This window comes from Acidovorax sp. KKS102 (genome assembly GCF_000302535.1).
Taxonomy (GTDB): domain Bacteria; phylum Pseudomonadota; class Gammaproteobacteria; order Burkholderiales; family Burkholderiaceae_C; genus Acidovorax.
The window spans coordinates 4,828,215-4,846,056 of the sequence record NC_018708.1 but is presented as its reverse complement, the minus strand read 5'-3'; the positions used below and the strand labels follow the sequence as shown (position 1 = coordinate 4,846,056).

18 protein-coding genes are annotated in these 17,842 nt (G+C 66.3%); 13 read left to right on the top strand and 5 right to left on the bottom strand.

Features of this window, described 5'->3' with window-relative positions; translation table 11 throughout:
• Nucleotides 1-27: 27 nt before the first annotated feature.
• Nucleotides 28-2,697, bottom strand: coding sequence for a PAS-domain containing protein (locus tag C380_RS22280; protein ID WP_015016101.1), 2,670 nt, complete (start codon nucleotides 2,695-2,697; stop codon nucleotides 28-30).
• A 240-nt stretch (nucleotides 2,698-2,937) separates the two neighbouring features.
• On the opposite strand from C380_RS22280, the gene C380_RS22275 reads away from it, so the two are divergent.
• Nucleotides 2,938-4,308: a dicarboxylate/amino acid:cation symporter gene (locus tag C380_RS22275; RefSeq protein WP_015016100.1), complete on the top strand. Its 1,371-nt coding sequence runs from the start codon at nucleotides 2,938-2,940 to the stop codon at nucleotides 4,306-4,308.
• A gap of 172 nt (nucleotides 4,309-4,480) precedes the next feature.
• Nucleotides 4,481-4,927 (top strand): DUF2214 family protein, encoded by a 447-nt coding sequence (locus tag C380_RS22270; RefSeq protein ID WP_015016099.1) that lies wholly within the window; start codon nucleotides 4,481-4,483, stop codon nucleotides 4,925-4,927.
• Between the two features lie 95 nt (nucleotides 4,928-5,022).
• On the opposite strand, the gene C380_RS22265 is transcribed toward C380_RS22270, so the two are convergent.
• Together C380_RS22265 and C380_RS22260 are read right to left on the bottom strand one after the other, a co-directional pair.
• Nucleotides 5,023-5,316, bottom strand: a complete 294-nt coding sequence (locus C380_RS22265; RefSeq protein ID WP_015016098.1) for a PsiF family protein — start codon at nucleotides 5,314-5,316, stop codon at nucleotides 5,023-5,025.
• Nucleotides 5,317-5,397: 81 nt separating this feature from the next.
• Nucleotides 5,398-5,925 carry a hypothetical protein gene (locus C380_RS22260; RefSeq protein WP_015016097.1) on the bottom strand — a complete coding sequence of 176 codons (528 nt, stop codon included), beginning with the start codon at nucleotides 5,923-5,925 and terminating at the stop codon, nucleotides 5,398-5,400.
• Between the two features lie 111 nt (nucleotides 5,926-6,036).
• On the opposite strand from C380_RS22260, the gene argS reads away from it, so the two are divergent.
• The 11 genes from argS to C380_RS22205 all read left to right on the top strand — a co-directional run bounded on the left by argS (nucleotide 6,037) and on the right by C380_RS22205 (nucleotide 15,263).
• A complete protein-coding gene (argS, locus tag C380_RS22255) occupies nucleotides 6,037-7,746 on the top strand; it encodes an arginine--tRNA ligase (RefSeq protein WP_015016096.1) in 1,710 nt (569 codons plus the stop codon).
• A 15-nt stretch (nucleotides 7,747-7,761) separates the two neighbouring features.
• Nucleotides 7,762-8,418: an SPOR domain-containing protein gene (locus C380_RS22250; RefSeq protein ID WP_015016095.1), complete on the top strand. Its 657-nt coding sequence runs from the start codon at nucleotides 7,762-7,764 to the stop codon at nucleotides 8,416-8,418.
• 92 nt (nucleotides 8,419-8,510) lie between these two features.
• Nucleotides 8,511-9,167, top strand: coding sequence for a thiol:disulfide interchange protein DsbA/DsbL (locus C380_RS22245; protein WP_015016094.1), 657 nt, complete (start codon nucleotides 8,511-8,513; stop codon nucleotides 9,165-9,167).
• A 107-nt stretch (nucleotides 9,168-9,274) separates the two neighbouring features.
• A complete protein-coding gene (gene lptA, locus C380_RS22240; RefSeq protein WP_015016093.1) occupies nucleotides 9,275-9,934 on the top strand; it encodes a lipopolysaccharide transport periplasmic protein LptA in 660 nt (219 codons plus the stop codon).
• A 56-nt stretch (nucleotides 9,935-9,990) separates the two neighbouring features.
• Nucleotides 9,991-10,752 (top strand): LPS export ABC transporter ATP-binding protein, encoded by a 762-nt coding sequence (gene lptB, locus C380_RS22235; RefSeq protein ID WP_085944708.1) that lies wholly within the window; start codon nucleotides 9,991-9,993, stop codon nucleotides 10,750-10,752.
• Nucleotides 10,752-12,350, top strand: coding sequence for an RNA polymerase factor sigma-54 (locus C380_RS22230; protein WP_015016091.1), 1,599 nt, complete (start codon nucleotides 10,752-10,754; stop codon nucleotides 12,348-12,350). The genes lptB and C380_RS22230 overlap by 1 nt, the downstream gene beginning before the upstream one ends.
• 81 nt (nucleotides 12,351-12,431) lie before the next feature.
• On the top strand, nucleotides 12,432-12,890 hold the full coding sequence (locus tag C380_RS22225; RefSeq protein ID WP_015016090.1) for a thioesterase family protein: 459 nt from the start codon (nucleotides 12,432-12,434) through the stop codon (nucleotides 12,888-12,890).
• A gap of 20 nt (nucleotides 12,891-12,910) precedes the next feature.
• The gene (locus C380_RS22220; protein ID WP_015016089.1) at nucleotides 12,911-14,203 is read left to right on the top strand and encodes a class I SAM-dependent RNA methyltransferase; all 1,293 of its coding nucleotides are present in this window, start codon (nucleotides 12,911-12,913) and stop codon (nucleotides 14,201-14,203) included.
• Nucleotides 14,193-14,672 (top strand): putative toxin-antitoxin system toxin component, PIN family, encoded by a 480-nt coding sequence (locus tag C380_RS22215; protein WP_015016088.1) that lies wholly within the window; start codon nucleotides 14,193-14,195, stop codon nucleotides 14,670-14,672. The genes C380_RS22220 and C380_RS22215 overlap by 11 nt, the downstream gene beginning before the upstream one ends.
• A gap of 33 nt (nucleotides 14,673-14,705) precedes the next feature.
• On the top strand, nucleotides 14,706-14,945 hold the full coding sequence (locus C380_RS22210; RefSeq protein WP_015016087.1) for a type II toxin-antitoxin system CcdA family antitoxin: 240 nt from the start codon (nucleotides 14,706-14,708) through the stop codon (nucleotides 14,943-14,945).
• 3 nt (nucleotides 14,946-14,948) lie between these two features.
• Nucleotides 14,949-15,263, top strand: coding sequence for a CcdB family protein (locus tag C380_RS22205; RefSeq protein ID WP_015016086.1), 315 nt, complete (start codon nucleotides 14,949-14,951; stop codon nucleotides 15,261-15,263).
• Between the two features lie 15 nt (nucleotides 15,264-15,278).
• Here the strand turns inward: C380_RS22205 and C380_RS22200 are convergent, their stop codons facing one another.
• Entirely contained in the window at nucleotides 15,279-16,085 is an 807-nt protein-coding gene (locus C380_RS22200; protein ID WP_015016085.1) for a hypothetical protein, read from the bottom strand.
• 8 nt (nucleotides 16,086-16,093) lie between these two features.
• The gene (locus tag C380_RS22195; protein ID WP_015016084.1) at nucleotides 16,094-17,836 is read right to left on the bottom strand and encodes an FMN-binding glutamate synthase family protein; all 1,743 of its coding nucleotides are present in this window, start codon (nucleotides 17,834-17,836) and stop codon (nucleotides 16,094-16,096) included.
• Nucleotides 17,837-17,842 lie beyond the last annotated feature (6 nt).

The window sequence follows — 17,842 nt, the reverse complement described above, 5'->3', positions numbered from 1 at the left end:
GGCTTGCCTGTCTGCACGCGACAGGGCTTACTTTCTATTGCTTTCCCCCAGCCGCAGCAGTGTCTGGCTCATCAGCGCCCGCAGCGCCGGGGAGCGCACCGGCTTGGCCAGAAAGCCCCAGCCGCGCTCGGCGGCCTGGCGGCGCAGGGTGGCGTCGCGCTCGGCAGTGACCAGGATCACGGCGGGTGTCTGGCCCCAGCGCTGGCACAGCTGCGCGAACACTTCGGGGCCGTGGAGGCCCGTGCCCAGGTGCACGTCCAGCAGCACCAGCTGTGGTGCCATGCCGGGTAGGGCAGCGGCCAGGGCCTCGGGCGCGCCAGCGGCCAGTGGCACCGTGCAGCCCCAGCGCTGCAGCAGGGCCTGCGTGGCGGCGCAGGTGGGGCCGTCGTCATCAATGACCCAGGCGCTGCTGCCTTGCAGGGGGGCGTCGTCGGCGGGTTGCTGCGTGGTGGCGGGGGGCGCAGCCTGCTGCGCGGCGGCGGGGTTGCCTAGCGCCACACACACCCAGAACACGCTGCCGCGCCCCAGTTGCGAGCGCAGGCCGATCTCGTGCCCCAGCAAGCGGCCCAGGCGTTCGACGATGGCCAGGCCCAGGCCTGCGCCCCGGTCGTCGGCGCGGCCTTCGTCCAGGCGGCGGAATTCTTCAAAGATTTCGCGCTGCAATGCCTCGGGGATGCCTGGGCCTTGGTCGTGCACTTCGATGCGCACATGGTCCCCGGTGCGGCGGCAGCCCACCACAATGCGCCCGCGTCGGCTGTAGCGGATGGCGTTGGAGACAAAGTTCTGCAGGATGCGGCGCAGCAGGTTTTCGTCGGTGCGCACCACGGCGCGGGTGGGCACGCAGCGCAGCTTTAGCCCCTGGCTTTCGGCCAGCACGCCGAAGTTGTGGCCCAGCACCTGCAGCAGCGGGCCCAGTGCTACGTCGTGGATGTGCACGTCGAACTGGCCCGACTCCATGCGCGAGATGTCGAGCAGGCTGTTGAGGATGGCGTCCTGCGCGGCCAGGGCGCCGTCGATGCTGTCCACCGCGTGCCGCTCGGCGTCGCCCGGCAGGTGGCTGCGCAAGAGCGAGGTGAACATGCGCGCGGCGTTCAGGGGCTGCAGCAGGTCGTGCACAGCGGCGGCCACAAAGCGGGTTTTGGAGCGGTTGGCCTGCTCGGCCTCGCGCCGCGCAGCGTCCAGGTCGCGGGTGCGGTCGGCCACGCGCTGCTCCAGCGCGTCGGCGAGGGACCGCAGCTCGCGCGCGGCGTTTTTGTAGCTGGTGATGTCGGCGTAGCTGGTCACAAAGCCGCCTTCGGGCAGCGGGTTGCCACGGATCTCAAGCACGGTGCCGTCTTCCTTGGCGCTTTCGTGCAGGTGCGGGGTGCCGCTGCGCAGGTGGGCCAGGCGGCGTTCGATGGCTTCTTCCACCGGGCCCGGGCCCAGCAGGCCCCGGCGCGCGTTGTGGCGCATCAGGTCCTCGATGGGGCGGCCCACCTGCATCAGGTCGGCGGGGTAGCGGAACAGCTGCACATAGCGCGAGTTCCACGCCACCAGCTTCAGGTCGGCGTCGATGATGACCACCCCCTGTGGCAGGTGTTCCAGACTGCGGGAAAGGCCCATGTCAGCCTGCTGCGCCGCCTGCACGATGCCGTCCTGCGCGGTGCGCAGCTCCTGCGCGTGTTGTTGCAGCACGGTCTCCAGCTCCTGGCGGCTGCGTTGGCGCAGGCGGGCCAGGCGCTGGCGCTGCCGTACAAACAGCACCAGCAGCGACAGGGCCAGCCAGCCGCCGCCCCCGGCTGCGGCCGCCCAGCGGCTGTCGGCAATGCTGCTGTGGGTGGTATGCACCAGGTGCAGTTGCCAGGGCGTGCCGGGCAGGGGCTGGGTCAGCCACAGCATGCGGCCGGGTGGGGCGGGCATGTCGGGCAAGGCCTGCACGCGCACCAGCCGCCCGCCGTTGTCCAGGTGGTCGTCCACCCGATAGTCGAGCGGGCGCAAGGGCTGGTCGGAATATTGCCGCGTGGCGTTCAGCTCGCGGCGCTCTTCGTCGTCCAGCGGCTCCAGCAGGCGGTAGCGCCAGGCGTCCTGGCTGGCCAGAAAGACCACACCATGCGCGTCCGACGCCAGCACGATGTCGGGGGTCTGCAGCCATTCGCGCTCCAGCTCCTGCAGCGCAATCTTGATGGCCACCAGCCCCAGGATGTGGCCGCTCTCGTCGCGGATGGCCTGCGACAGGAAGTAGCCCGGCTCGCCCGTGGTCACGCCGATGCCGTAGAAGCTGCCGCGCCCCTGGGCCAGCGCCTGCTGCACATAGGGGCGAAAGCTGTAGTCCACACCCACATTGCTGGTGGCCGTGCGCCAGTTGCTCGCTGCCACGGCCAGGCCGTCGCGGTTGAGCAGGGTGAGGGTGGACGACTGGCTGGCGCCGTTGGCCTGCTCCAGCTTGCGGTTGAGCTGCGCCACCTCGTCCGGGCTCAGGGTGCGGCGCAGCGCGTCCTGCAGTTGCGCGTCCAGGGCCAGCACCTCGGGCAGGGTGCGGTAGCGGTCGATGCGCTGTGCCAGCGTTTGCCCGTACAGGGCCAGCTGGCGCTGCACGCTCTCGCTTTCGTCCAGCAAGGACCGGTGCCAGGCCCACTGGCCGGCGGCAAACATGCTGGCCGCAGTGCCTGCAAGCAGGAGGAGCAGCGTCCAGAACTGGCGAAGGCGGGGCGTGGGCATGAAAAAACGGAGTTCTGAAACCAGTCTGGTGCAGGTGGGGAGTGTGCCGTACCGGTTCCAGGGGGCTTCAGAGGCTAGGTAGTTACCCTTATGGTGCGCCGACGCTCTCCTCTGGGGCGTCGGGCGACTAATACCAATAGGTTATCGGCTGAAACAAAGTGCAGCGGTACAAACGGCACCCTTGAAGCGCGCCGGAGGCACCCCGGTGGTGCAGACCCGTGACCCCAGGAGACCCGTTCCATGCACAACCATTCCGCTCCCGCAGCCTCGACCTTGAAGCTGCCTTTCTATCGGCAACTGTACTTCCAGGTGGTGTTCGCCATCGTGCTGGGCGTGCTGCTGGGCCATTTCGAGCCGTCCTATGGCGAGGCGCTCAAGCCGCTGGGCGACGCGTTCATCAAGCTGGTCAAGATGATCATCGCCCCGGTGATCTTTCTGACCATCGTGACCGGCATCGCGGGCATGTCGCAGCTCTCCACCGTAGGCCGCGTGTTCGGCAAGGCCATGGCGTACTTTCTGTTCTTCTCCACGCTGGCCCTGGTGGTGGGCCTGGTGGTGGCCAACGTGGTGCAGCCCGGCGCGGGCATGAACATCAACGTGGCCGACCTGGACCAGACGGCCGTCAAGGGCTACGTGGCCAAGTCGCACGAGATGACGCTCACGGGCTTTGCGATGGACATCATCCCCAAGACCCTGGTGAGCCCGTTTGTGGGCGACAACATCCTGCAGGTGCTGCTGGTGGCCGTGCTGTTCGGCATTGGCCTGGCCATGGTGGGTGAGGCAGGCCGCCCGGTGCTGAACTTTCTGGACGCGCTGACGACGCCTGTGTTCAAGGTGGTGGGCATCGTGATGAAGGCCGCGCCTCTGGGTGCGTTTGGTGCCATGGCGTTCACCATTGGCAAGTTTGGCCTGGGCTCGCTGGTCAACCTGGCGTGGCTGGTGGGCTCGTTCTATGTCACCTCGCTGCTGTTTGTGGTGGTGATCCTGGGCTTTGTGGCGCGCCTGTGTGGCTTCTCGGTGTTCAAGCTGATCCGCTACCTCAAGGCCGAGCTGATGCTGGTGCTGGGCACGTCTTCGTCGGAATCCGCCCTGCCGTCGCTGATGGAAAAGATGGAAAAGGCGGGTTGCAGCAAGTCGGTGGTGGGTCTTGTGGTGCCCACGGGCTACTCGTTCAACCTGGACGGCACCAACATCTACATGACGCTGGCCGCGCTGTTCATCGCCCAGGCGACTAACACCGAGTTGACGCTGGGCCACCAGGTGGCGCTGCTGCTCGTCGCCATGCTGTCGTCCAAGGGCGCGGCGGGCGTGACGGGCGCGGGCTTCATCACCTTGGCCGCCACCCTGGCCGTGGTGCCCGAAGTGCCCGTGGCTGGCATGGCGCTGATTCTGGGCGTGGACCGCTTCATGAGCGAATGCCGATCGCTGACCAACTTCATCGGCAATGCCGTGGCCACGGTAGTGGTGTCGCGTTGGGAGAACGCGCTGGACCAGGAGCGCCTGGACGCGGCGATGAACGGCCATCCGCTGCCGCTCCCGGCGTCTGCGGCCTCGGCCCCCGTGGTGCCGGCGGATGTGCCTGTGGCGACGGTGGCGCGCACCGTGGCTTGATGGCGGGTACTTGCTGAATCAGCGCTGCCAGCGGCGCGGGCTTTCGGGCCCGCGCCGCTTTTTTTAGCAGCGGTCTGGCCCGCGCCATCGCGCACAATGGTGGCCCTGCCGGATGGCACTGTGAGCGCTTGGAGCTGCGCAGTGGCCTCGGGCGCTACAAGGAATCCGCACCATGACCCTCGAAGCCATCCTGGCCGCCTTTCACCTTCTGGCCATCCTGACCTTTGTGGTTTTTCTGTCCAGCCAGGCGGCGCTGTGCCGTATCGAGTGGCTCAATGCTGCCGTGGTCGAGCGCCTGGCCCGCTTGGATGTGATCTACGGTGTGGCCGGGGCGGTGATGATTGGCAGCGGCCTGGCCCGGTTGATCTGGGGCGTGAAGGGCGCCTCGTGGTACCTGTCGCAGCCCCTGTTTCACATCAAGATCACCCTGGTGCTGGCCATGGTCGTGCTGTCGTTTGTGCCCTCGGCTGCGTTTCGCCGCTGGCGCCAGAACCTGCGCAGCACTGGCGCCCTGCCGCCCGCCGCAGAAGTCGCGCGGGTGCGCCGTCTGGTGATGATCCAGTCGCATGTGCTGCCCGTGGTGGCCGTGATTGCAGTGTTCTGGGCGCGCGGCTGGTAGGCGGACATATCCCTATTAAAAAAGCCCGCCTGGCTGGATGCCGGCGGGCTTCTGCTTATCGACCCCGGTGATGGTGCACCGGGTGTGAACTTACGTCACTTCTTCAGGCACTCGCTCATGAAGGCCTTGCGCTCGTCGCCCTTGAGCGTCTTGGCCTTGGCGTCGGCGTTGCAGGTTTTCATCTTGTCCTGCTGGGTGGCGGGCTTGTTGCTCAGGCAGGTCTTCATGAAGGCCTTGCGCTCGTCGCCCTTCATGTCTCCAGCGTCCTTGTTGCAGGTCGCCATCTTCGATTGCTGTTTGGTGGGGGCCTTGGCGTCTTCGGCGGCGTGAGCACCCGCACCCAGTGTGAGGGCCAGGCCGAGTGCAGTCAGGGAAAGAAGCTTTTTCATGGAATCTCCTGGTGTGAATGCGTTATGGGGGGTCCCGACGGCATTGCACCATAGAACATGGCGTGCGACAACGCGCACAAGTCATGACAACCTTGTACGGGGCTTGGTGGCCGCTGCCGCGTGAAAGGCTTTCAGTGCCGTCTGGATTTGCCGGGGGTCGTGCGCCAGCCCGCCGAGGGCAAACACCACATCACCCCGTTGCTGCCAGCGTTTGAGTGTCTTGATGATCACGCCCAGCGCAGAGTCCTTGTGGCCGGGTCGCAACTTGACCAGGATCACGCCTTCGTAGTCGTCCAGGTGAACACGTTCCATGGCCTCCCAGGGCACGGTGTGCGGGTCGTCCTGGCGCAGGTCGGTGATGCCGGTGGCATCAATGACAATTGCAGGGTCTTGCTCCCGGTAGGCCTCCAGAGCGGACCGGCCCAGGGTTCCGCCCACACAGAAGGAGACGAACGCGGCACACAGACAGAGGATCGTGAGCAGCCGGTCGTTCGATGCCAAAGCCCCATACAGCGAGAACGCCAGGCATATCGCCATCAGCAACACAAAAGGCACCTGAAACACCAGGGTCCAGCGGCGCCGGTAGAGCAGGATGGGTTGGGGTGGCATGTGCAATCTCCGGTTGAAAGGGCACAGCAACTTATTGTGCCTTTGGCTGTGGGACGCCACCCCGGTGGTGCGTCTGGCGCCCCGCTGTTGGCGGGCCCGTAAAATCCGCCGATGCTCACAGCCAAAAATGAATTGCTCGCTGCGCTCGCAGCCGAGCTGGAAAACCTGTCCCCCGGCGCTGGCGCCAAGGCAGCCTTTGAATCTCCCAAGGTGGCGGCCCATGGCGACTTCGCCTGCACTGCGGCCATGCAGCTGGCCAAGCCGCTCAAGCTCAACCCCCGCGCTCTGGGCGAGCAGCTCAAGGCCGCGCTCGAAGCCACGCCTGCTTTTCAACGCTGGGTGTCCGCCATTGAAATTGCGGGTCCGGGTTTTCTGAACATCCGCCTCCAACCTGCCGCCAAGCAACAAGTGGTGCGTGAGGTGCTGACGGCCGGTGAACATTTCGGCTATCAGGCCAGCAACGGCCAGCAGGTGCTGGTCGAGTTCGTGTCGGCCAACCCCACGGGTCCGCTGCACGTGGGCCACGGCCGCCAAGCCGCGCTGGGCGATGCGATTTGCAACCTGTTCAGCACCCAGGGCTGGAAGGTGCACCGCGAGTTCTATTACAACGATGCGGGCGTACAGATCGACACGCTGACCAAGAGCACGCAGCTGCGCGCCAAGGGTTTCAAGCCCGGCGACGACTGCTGGCCCACCGACAGCGACAACCCGCTGGCCAAGAACTTCTACAACGGCGACTACATCGCCGACATTGCCGAGGCCTTCAAGGCCAAGGCCACCGTGAAGGCCGATGACCGCGAGTTCACCGCCAATGGCGACGTGGACGACTATGACAACATCCGCCAATTTGCGGTGGCCTACCTGCGCAACGAGCAGGACAAGGACCTGCAGGCGTTCAACCTCCAGTTCGACGAGTACTACCTGGAGTCCAGCCTGTACACCAGCGGCCGCGTCGAGGCCACGGTGAACAAGCTCATCGCCAACGGCAAGACCTACGAGCAGGACGGCGCGCTGTGGCTCAAGAGCACCGACTACGGCGACGACAAGGACCGCGTCATGCGCAAGCAGGACGGCACCTACACCTACTTTGTGCCCGACGTGGCGTACCACATTGCCAAGTGGGAGCGTGGCTTCACCAAGGTCGTGAACATCCAGGGCACAGACCACCACGGCACCATTGCACGCGTGCGCGCCGGCCTGCAGGCGGCCGATGTGGGCATCCCCAAGGGCTACCCCGACTACGTGCTGCACACGATGGTGCGCGTGGTCAAGGGCGGTGAAGAGGTCAAGATCAGCAAGCGGGCGGGCAGCTATGTCACGCTGCGCGATTTGATCGAGTGGACCAGCAAGGACGCGGTGCGTTTCTTCCTGCTCAGCCGCAAGCCCGATACCGAGTACACCTTCGACGTGGACCTGGCGGTGGCGCAGAACAACGACAACCCGGTCTACTACGTGCAGTACGCCCATGCGCGCATCCAGTCAGTGCTGCGCGCCTGGCAGGAGGCGGGTGGTGGCGACGTGGCGTCGCTCCAGGACGTGGACTTGTCGGCGTTGGAAGGCCCGCAGGCCCAGGCCCTGATGCTGCAGCTGGCCAAGTACCCCGAGATGCTCACGGCCGCTGCCGAGGGCGAGGCGCCGCACGATGTGACCTTTTACCTGCGCGACCTGGCCGCCAGCTACCACAGCTATTACGATGCCGAGCGCATCCTGGTGGACGACGAGGTGGTGAAGAAGGCGCGCCTGGCGCTGGTCGCTGCCACCGCCCAGGTATTGCACAATGGCCTGGCGGTGCTGGGCGTGTCGGCCCCGGCCAGAATGTAAGCAGTTACTACCAATATGAAAAAGCAACAGACGGGCGGGACCATTGTCGGCTTCATCGTCGGGGTCATCGTGGGCCTGGGCGCGGCGCTGGCCGTGGCCGTGTACGTGACCAAGGTGCCGGTGCCGTTCCTGAACAAGGGCAACGGCCGAGGCGCAGACATGGACGCTGCGGAGTCCCAGAAGAACAAGAACTGGGACCCGAACTCGCCGCTGTATGGCAAGAACCCGGCCCGCCCTGCGGCGCCTCCGGTGGCCGCAGCTGCGTCAGCTCCTGCATCGGCACCGGCGCCTGAGGTGCGCGCCGCCGCATCGGCCGCCAAGCCTGCCGCGAGCAAGCCAGACGCGAAAGCCGAGGCCAAGGCAGAGAGCAAGCCGGGCGCAGACCCGCTGGGCGATCTGGCCGTGGCCAAGGCAGCCGCCAAGGGCAGCGTGGACCCGTTTGACTACTTTGTGCAGGCTGGTGCCTTCCGCACCCAGGCCGACGCCGACGCCCAGCGCGCCAAGCTGGCCATGCTGGGCTGGGAGGCCCGCGTGAGCGAGCGTGAGCAAAATGGCCGGGCGGTGTTCCGGGTGCGCATCGGCCCCTTCACCAAGCGGGACGATGCCGAGGTGCTCAAAGAGAAACTCGACGGCGCCGGGCTGGAATCGGCGCTCGTGCGCGTGCAGCGCTGAAGCGCTTGCAAAAGCGGCGCCACCGCCAGGGCTGAACTTTTTGTAAAGGGATGTCTCACATCCCGCATACCTGAACCAGGAGAGTCTTTGTCATGAAACGCCGTGAGTTTTCTTTGTCCGCCGCCTCGGCGGTTGCCGCTTCTGCCCTGACGCTGCCAGTGGCCAACCCCGCCATGGCGCAAGCCCGCCAGTTCAAGGAGGGCAAGGACTTCAAGCGGCTGGACAAGCCCGTCGCCCCGGATGCCCCGGCCGGCAAGGTCGATGTGATCGAGTTCTTCTGGTACAGCTGCCCCCACTGCAACGCCTTCGAGCCCACACTGGACGCTTGGGTCAAGGCCGCGCCCAAGGACCTCTCCATCCGCCGCGTGCCTGTGGCGTTCAACGCCAGCTTCGTGCCCCAGCAAAAGCTGTACTACACGCTCGAAGGCATGGGCAAGCTCGAAGCCCTGCATGCCAAGGTCTTCCGCGCCATCCACGTGGAAAAGGCCAAGCTCGCCAAGGACGACGAAATCCTGGCCTGGGTGACCCAGCAGGGCGTGGACGTGGCCAAGTTCAAGGAGGTCTACGGCTCCTTCAGCGTCGCCAACCAGGTGCGTCGTGCCTCGCAGCTGCAGGATGCGTACGGTGTCGAAGGCGTGCCATCCATGGGTGTGGCGGGCAAGTACTACACCGACGGCACGATGGCCGGCAGCATGCAGACCGTGCTGCAGGTGGTCGAATACCTGGCCGCCACAGCGCGCAAAGCCTGACCAGTGGCCGACCCTGTCGGCAAGCTGTCCCAAAGGCCCGCGGATGCGGGCTTTTTTTCGGGGTAGGTACCATCGGGTGGCTACAATCATTGCAAGATTCGTGCCCTATGACCCACCGCCTACTCCCCCTCCTTGTGCTCGCAGCCCTGTCCGGCCTTGCGGGCATGGCACATGCCGAAAAGGCAGACCGTGCCAAGCCCATGAACATCGAGGCCGACGCCCTGCGCCACGATGAACTCAAGCAGACCAGCGTGTTCTCGGGCCGCGTGGTGATGACCAAAGGCACCATCGTGCTGCGCGGCGCGCGGCTGGATGTGCGCCAGGACGCCGACGGCTACCAGTACGGCGTGGTCACGGCCGAGGCGGGCAAACGGGCGTTCTTCCGCCAGAAGCGCGACACCGTGGCCGGAGCGCCGGACGAGTTCATCGAAGGCGAAAGCGAAGTCATCGAATACGACGGCAAGGCCGACAACGTGCGCTTCATCACCCGCGCCGAACTGCGCCGCTACCGTGGGTCGGTGCTCAACGACGAGATCACCGGCGCCGTGATCGTTTACAACAACCTCACCGACGTGTTCACCGTCGATGGCCAGAAGGCGCCTGCGTCTTCGGCTGCGGCCGGCGACGCCCCCACGTCTGGCGGCCGCGTGCGCGCCGTGCTGGCACCCAAGGACCCGCCGCCCGGTACGGCAGCCCCCGCCAAGGCGCCCGAGTCGCCCGCTCCGGCGCTGCGCCCCAGCAACACTCTTGGCGGCGGCGCCAAGTGAGCGGGCCCGTGGTGAGTACCGGTCCCGAGACCCCAGCGACCCCTGCGAACAGCCGCCTGGGGCCCGATTCGCACTCGGGCAGCCGCCTGGAGGTGCAGCACCTGGCCAAGTCCTATGGCAGCCGCAAGGTCGTCAAGGACGTGTCCCTGGAGGTGCAAAAAGGCGAAGTCGTGGGCCTGCTGGGCCCTAATGGCGCGGGCAAGACCACATCGTTCTACATGATCGTGGGCCTGGTGCGCAGCGATGCGGGTGACATCCGCATCGACGGCCAGTCCGTGGCCCACATGCCCATCCATCGCCGGTCGCGCCTGGGGCTGTCGTACCTGCCGCAAGAAGCCTCCATCTTCCGCAAGCTCACCGTCGAAGAAAACGTGCGCGCCGTGCTGGAACTGCAGCGCGCCGACGACGGCCAGCCGCTGTCGCGTGATGCCATCGAAGAGCGCCTTACGGCCCTGCTGCAAGAGCTGCGCGTGGACCACCTGAGGGCCTCACCCGCACTGGCGCTGTCCGGTGGCGAGCGCCGCCGCGTCGAGATCGCCCGCGCCCTGGCCACCCAGCCGCGTTTCATCCTGCTGGACGAGCCTTTTGCCGGCATCGACCCCATCGCAGTGATCGAGATCCAGCGCATCATCGGCTTCCTGAAGGCGCGCGGCATTGGTGTGCTCATCACCGACCACAACGTGCGCGAGACGCTGGGCATCTGCGACCACGCCTTCATCATCAGCGACGGCCGCGTGCTGGCGCAGGGCACGCCGTCCGAGATCGTGGACAACGCCGAAGTACGCCGCGTGTACCTGGGCGAGCATTTCCGCATGTGATGAAGCCTGGACTGTCGCTGCGCGTCTCGCAGCACCTTGCACTGACCCCCCAGCTCCAGCAGTCCATCCGGCTGCTGCAGTTGTCCACGCTCGAACTGTCGCAGGAAGTCGAGCAGATGCTCGACGAAAACCCGTTCCTCGAACGCAGTGTCGACGAAGCCCCGCGCGAGGAATTTGGCCTGGAAGCCGCCGATACGCCCGCGCAGGCCGACGACTACAGCGCAGATGATGCTATGTTTTCAGGAGCTGCTGGCGCAAGCAGTACTGGCGCTGACAGCCAAAACGACGCTGAAATCTCCGGGGGGGGCTCGGACGAGCCCGACTGGAGCGGCGACGGCACCGTCGAGATGGCGCCCAACGATGCCGAGTGGGGCGGCGACGCCCCAGCGCGCACCCGCAACGACGCGGAAGGCGACGAGGCCGATGCCACCGAGCTGGCCCGATCGCACGAGTCGCTGACGGCCTTTTTGCACCGCCAGGCGCTGTCGCTGCGCCTGTCCGAAGTAGACATGGCCGCGCTGCGTTTTCTCATCGAATCGCTGAACGACGACGGCTACCTCGAAGAGCCGCTGGAAGAACTCGCCATCAGCCTCGCCGGGCCCGACGACCTGGAACAGATCGAAGAACTGGTGCACCGCTTCACCGTGGCCCAGCGCCTGCTGCAAAGCCTGGAGCCCACTGGCGTGGGGGCGCGCAACCTGGCCGAATGCCTGACGCTGCAGCTCACGGCGCTGGCTGCCGATGAGGACAGCAGTGCTGACCCCGACACGGTGCAGACCGCTCTGCGCATCTGCCAGCAGCCGCTGGAGATGCTGGCGCGCCGGGACATCCGCCGCCTGACGCAGCTGTGCAGCGAAGGCGGCGTGGCTGGAGAAGAGCGCACCCGCGCTGCCATGGCACTCATCGCCCGCCTGGAACCACGCCCGGGCCGCAAGTTTGCCGACGTGGAGCGCAACATCATCGTGCCCGACGTCATCGTACGCAAAGCCGGTCGCGCCAATGGCAGCGGCCAGCAGAGCTTCATCGTGCAGCTCAACCCCGACGTGATGCCCCGCCTGCGCGTGCACGACATCTACGCAGGCGCCCTGCGCGGCCACAAGGGCGGCGAAGGCCACCAGGGCATGCAGCAGCGCCTGCAGGAGGCGCGCTGGTTCATCAAGAACATCCAGCAGCGTTTTGACACCATCCTGCGCGTGTCGCGCGCCATCGTCGAGCGGCAAAAGAACTTCTTCACCCACGGTGAACTGGCCATGCGCCCGCTGGTGCTGCGCGACATTGCCGACGAACTGGGCCTGCACGAGTCCACCATCAGCCGCGTCACCACCGCCAAGTACATGGCCACGCCTATCGGCACCTACGAGCTGAAGTATTTCTTTGGCTCGGGCCTGGGCACCGAAACGGGCGGCAATGCGTCGAGCACGGCGGTGCGCGCACTGATCAAGCAGTTCGTGTCGGCGGAGAACCCCGCCAAGCCGCTGTCCGACAGCCAGATCGCCGAGATGCTCAAGGAGCAGGGCATCGAATGCGCCCGCCGCACCGTGGCCAAGTACCGCGAGGCGCTCAAGATCGCGCCAGCGAATCTGCGCAAAGCGTTGTAGCCGCCTCGGCAGGTGGCGCACTGCCCGCCTGCGCCGCCGTAGTCTTTTCTGTTGTTTCCGTATTACCCACCGCAGCCCACCATGGCCCGCATCGTCTTTGACCTCCCCGCGCACTTCGGCTTTGCCACCGAGCTGCAGATCTACATCAGCCATGTGAACCAGGGCGGACACCTGGACAACGCGCAGCTGCTCAGCCTGGTGTCCGAAGCGCGGGTGCGCTTCTTTCAGTCGCTGGGCTACCCAGAGGCCGATGTGGGCGGCCTTTCCATCGTGGTGGGCGACATAGTGGCGCAGTACAAGTCCGAAGGTTTCCACGGCGAAACCATGCGGGTGGAAATGGCCCCGGCGGACTTCAACCGCTACGGCTTCGACCTGGTGTTCTGCATGACCGAAAAGGCCTCAGGCCGCGAAGTGGCGCGCGGCAAGATCGGTATCGTCTTCATCGGCAAGGCCAGCCGCAAGGTCGCACCCATCCCCGACTCCATCCGCCGGCTGCTGCTGGCCCGCGCGGGGGAGCCCGGTTCCCCCGCCGAGCACTAGCGCGTATCCTCCCCATCGACATGAACCAACTCCAACTTTTTCTCCCTTGCGCCGCAGGCGTCGAGGGCTTTCTGGCCGACGAGGTACATGGCATCACCGGTCTCACGGGGCAAGACCTGCTGGTGGGCCGGGGTGGTGTGCTGCTGCGCGCCTCGTGGCGCCAGGCCATGCAGCTCAACCTGCACAGCCGCTTGGCCCAGCGCGTACTGGTGCAATTGGCCCACCGCCCATACCGGTCTGAGAACGACCTCTACAACATGGCCAGCGATGTGGCCTGGGAGATCTGGTTCACCACGCGCCAGACCTTCAAGGTCGAAGTGACGGCCCAGCACAGCCCGCTGCAGAGCCTGAACTTCGCGGGCCTCAAGGTGAAAGACGCCGTGGCCGACCGCTTCCGCCACAAGAGCGGCGTGCGCCCCGATGTGAACACCCAGTGGCCCGACGTGCGCATCCACCTGCACCTGACCACCGACGAAGCCACGCTCTACATCGACACCTCGGGCGAGCCACTGTTCAAGCGCGGCTGGCGCGAGGACAAGGGCGATGCCCCCCTTAAGGAAACCCTCGCCGCCGCCATGATCGCCGCCAGTGGCTGGGACCCGCACGGCGACAACCCCCAGCCCCTGTACGACCCCTGCTGCGGCAGCGGCACCATCGTGGTCGAAGCCGCACAGATCGCCTGCCGCATCCCGGCGGGCATGCTGCGTCGCTTTGCGTTTGAAAAGCTGCTGCCCTTCCAGGCACATGTCTGGTCTGCTATCAAAAACGAAGCTGAAGGCGCAATATGTACTAGCGCTGTACCCATTTTTGGCAGTGATGTGGCCTTCCGGATGGTCGATTTTGCGCAGCGCAACGCTGAGCGCGCAGGTGTGGCCCAGGCCGTGCAGCTGCGCGGTGGCGACGCCCTGCAGCGCATGCCGCCCTGCGACCAGCCCGGCGTGATGCTGCTGAACCCGCCCTACGGCGAGCGCATTGCCGCAGCCGGTACCGCAGGCCGCAATGCCAGCGAACGCGCGGCCGACCGCGCCCAGGGCCTGGCTGTGGGCCGCGAAGAGGCGCAGACCGAAGACGGCGGCGAGTTCTTCAGCCAGCTGGCCACGCACTGGAAGAAGAACTACAGCGGCTGGACGGCCTGGATGCTCACCCCCGACCTGAAACTGCCCGGCAAGATGCGCCTGAAGGAATCGCGCCGCGTGCCCCTATGGAACGGCCCCATCGAATGCCGCATGTTCCGCTTCGACATGATCAAGGGCGCCGTGCGCGACCGGGCCGCCAAGCCTGCCACCGACGGCGGCCCACGCCATGAAGGTTGAACTGCGCCTGCCCGCCGAGGCGCCAGCGAACGAGCCCGCACGCCCCGTGGTGGTGGACACCAACGTGGCGCTCGACCTGCTGATCTTCAGCGACCCGCGCACGGCCCCTCTGCGCACGCTGCTGGCCCAGGGGCGCCTGGCCTGGATTGCCACGCAGGTCATGCGCGACGAGCTGGAGCGCGTGCTGGCCTACCCGCACATCGTTGAGCGCATGGACTACTACCGCGTGGATGCCCCGCAGGTGCTGGCGGCGTTTGACGCGCAGGCGCGCCTGGTGGAGATCGCGCCCAAGGTGGCCTATGTGTGCAAGGACGCAGACGACCAGAAGTTCATCGACCTGGCGGCAGCGCACCGGGCGATCTTGCTGAGCAAGGACAAGGCGGTGATCTGCATGCGAAAGCGGCTGGCGAACCTGGGGGCGGATGTGGCGACGGAAGTCGTACTGGGTGTTGATGTGGTATGCGCATAAAATCTGCGCATATGCTCTGCTGGAGAACCTGCCATGCTTCGCTTTGACAACGCCCCCAAGAAGTCCACCAACCTGTCGCTCAACAGCAAGGTGCTGGAAGCCGCACGCGATATGGGCATGAACATCTCCCAAACCGTGGACGAACTGCTCGCTGCCGAAGTCCAGCGCCGGTACTGGGAGCGCTGGAACGCCGCCAACCAAGAGGCTATTGCAGCCTACAACGCGCGCATCGAGAGCGAAGGCCTGCCGCTGGCCCAGTACAGGACCTTCTGAGCGATGGCGCGGTTTGACGTTTATCGGCACCCCGACGCCAAACAGCGTGTCACCACCCCCTTCTTGCTGGATGTTCAGAACGAGTACATCAGCGGTTTGCAGACACGCGTGGTGCTGCCGTTGCGCAGCGCCGAGCGTGTGGCGATACCGCTTCGTGACCTCAATCCTGCGCTGGAAGTGGAAGGCGTTGCGGTCATCCTGGACGCGGCGGCCATCGGTGCCGTGCCCTTGTCCATGCTGAAGAGCCCCGTCGGTAATCTCCGCGCTCAGGCCGATCTGATCATCAGCGCTCTGGACGCGCTGTTCGGCGCCTATTGACGCTCAGTCGTTCAATCAGGCCAGCAAGTCATACGCGGCTCGCACCCGCTGCAAATCCCGCCCCAGCTTGCGATTCGTGGGCAGATGCCGCATCCACCCCATCCGCCGCACGCTGGTCGCCAGCACTGTCTGCATCTCCGCGCTGCCCTGCGCCACCCATGCCGCCCAACGCGCGCGCCCCTCGGTCAGCGTGCCGCTGGTGTGCAGGTAGATCGCGGTGGAGTGCGCGTAACACAGCGCATCGCGCACGTGGCACACCGCCAGGGGTAGCACGGCGGCGGGGTCGTCTTCAAAGTCGATGCAGGCCACCTCGCCATCAGGGCAGCGCACCAGGTTGCGCGCAAAGGCCTGGCTCAGGCAGGTGCCTTGGTGATGCACTTGGGCCAAGGTATCCAGCCCCTGCTGCCACAAGGCCAGCACGGTGTTCGTGTCGCCCGCCTGCACGGCGTGGTCGATCTCGTTGCCCAGCGAATGGATTTCTTCGCCCGTGTGGCCCAGGTGGCGCATGGCAAAGCCATGGGTGGATGCCGCCAGCACCACGGGCACGCGTATGCCGCGTGCGGCCAGGTCGCGCAGGCGCTGCACTTCGGTGGCAATGGCCGTGGGGCCGCCGGGGTTGGACACGGGGCGCAGGGCGTCCAGCCGCAGCAGGGCTGCCAGCAAGGCCATGGCGCGGTAGCGGCCTGTGCCATGGGGGGCTCCCGCGCGCTTGATCCAGATCTGTTCGTTGCCCAGCACATGGGCCATCACGTTGTGCGGCTGGGTGGCGAGTTGCTGCTGCAAAAAGGCGGCGTAGTCGGGGGCGGCGTTGGTGCTGTCCATCGTCAAAGTCATACGGGGGCATCCCCAGCCACTGCGGCGGCGGTGCCGACGGCGGCGGCCTGCGCCAGCTCGACATGGTGGGGCACAGAGGGCTCCAGCGCAGGCTCGCTGGCCTGGAAGCTGTGGGCATTGGCCAGCGGCCAGTACAGGCGGAATACGTTGTGCTGCGCATCCAGCGGGCCCAGCAGCGCGCCCGGTTGCATGCGGGTGATGAGGTTGGACAGCAGGCGCACCTCGGTGTCGCTGATGCGGCGCACGATGTGGTGGGCCGTGATGTCCTTGGGGTGGCGCAGCCCGGCGGCCTGCACCAGCTCTTGCAGTGCGTGCAGCGTGCTGCGGTGGAACTGCGCCACGCGCGTGGCCTTGTCGGGCACCACCAGCGCCTGCTGGCGCAGCGGGTCTTGGGTGGTCACGCCGGTGGGGCAGTGGCCGGTGTGGCAGCTCTGCGCCTGGATGCAGCCCAGCGCCATCATGAAGCCGCGCCCCGCGTTGCACCAGTCGGCCCCCAGCGCCATCATGCGCGCGATGTCGAAGGCGCTGATCACCTTGCCCGCGCAGCCAATGCGCACGCGGTCGCGCAGGTTCACGCCCACCAGGGTGTTGTGCACCAGCAGCAGGCCCTCTTGCAGCGGCGCGCCCACATGGTCGCTGAACTCCACCGGCGCCGCACCTGTGCCGCCTTCGGCGCCATCGACCACGATGAAATCCGGCGTGATACCCGTGACCAGCATGGCCTTGACGATGGCAAACCACTCCCACGGGTGGCCCAGGCAGAACTTGAAGCCCGTGGGCTTGCCGCCAGAAAGCGTACGCAGCTTGGCGATGAACTGCATCATCTCCACGGGGTTGCTGAACGCGCTATGGCTGGCGGGCGAGATGCAGGCTTCGCCCTCCTTCACCCCGCGTGCGGCGGCGATCTCGGCCGTCACCTTGGCGCCGGGCAGCACGCCACCGTGGCCGGGCTTGGCGCCCTGGCTCAGCTTCAGCTCGATCATCTTGACCTGCGGGTCGGTGGCGTTGGCCGCAAAACGCTCTTCGCTGAACGTGCCATCGGGGTTGCGGCAGCCAAAGTAGCCCGAGCCAATCTCCCAGATCAGGTCACCACCATGCACCCTGTGGTGCTGGCTGATGCTGCCCTCGCCCGTGTCGTGCGCAAAGCCACCTTTTTGGGCGCCCTGGTTGAGCGCCAGGATGGCGTTGGCCGACAGTGCGCCAAAGCTCATGGCCGAGATGTTGAACACGCTCGCATGGTAGGGCTGGGTGCAGGGCGATACGGACTGCGACGGCGCATCGGGGCTGCCACCGATCCACACGCGGAAGTCGTGCGACGGCAGCTGCGTGGGCGCGAGCGAGTGGTTCACCCATTCATACCCATGCGCGCCCACGTCCAGATGGGTGCCGAAGGGGCGGTTGTCCGGGTCGCCCTTGGCGCGCTGGTAGACCAGCGAGCGCTGCGCGCGCGAGAATGGTGCGGCCTCGCTGTCGCTCTCGATGAAATACTGGCGCACCTCGGGCCGCACATATTCGAGCATGAAGCGGATATGGCCGATGACCGGGTAGTTGCGCAGGATGGCGTGGCGCGTCTGCTGCAGGTCGTACACGCCCAGGGCCACCAGCGCCGCAGACACCAGCACCACGGGCAGGCCCACGCCAAACGCCACCAGCGCAAACAGCGACAGCAGCAGCCCGAATACGCACAGCGCAAAGGCCGTGTAGCGCACCGGGTACAGGGAGTTCAGTTGGTGGATCATGGGGGT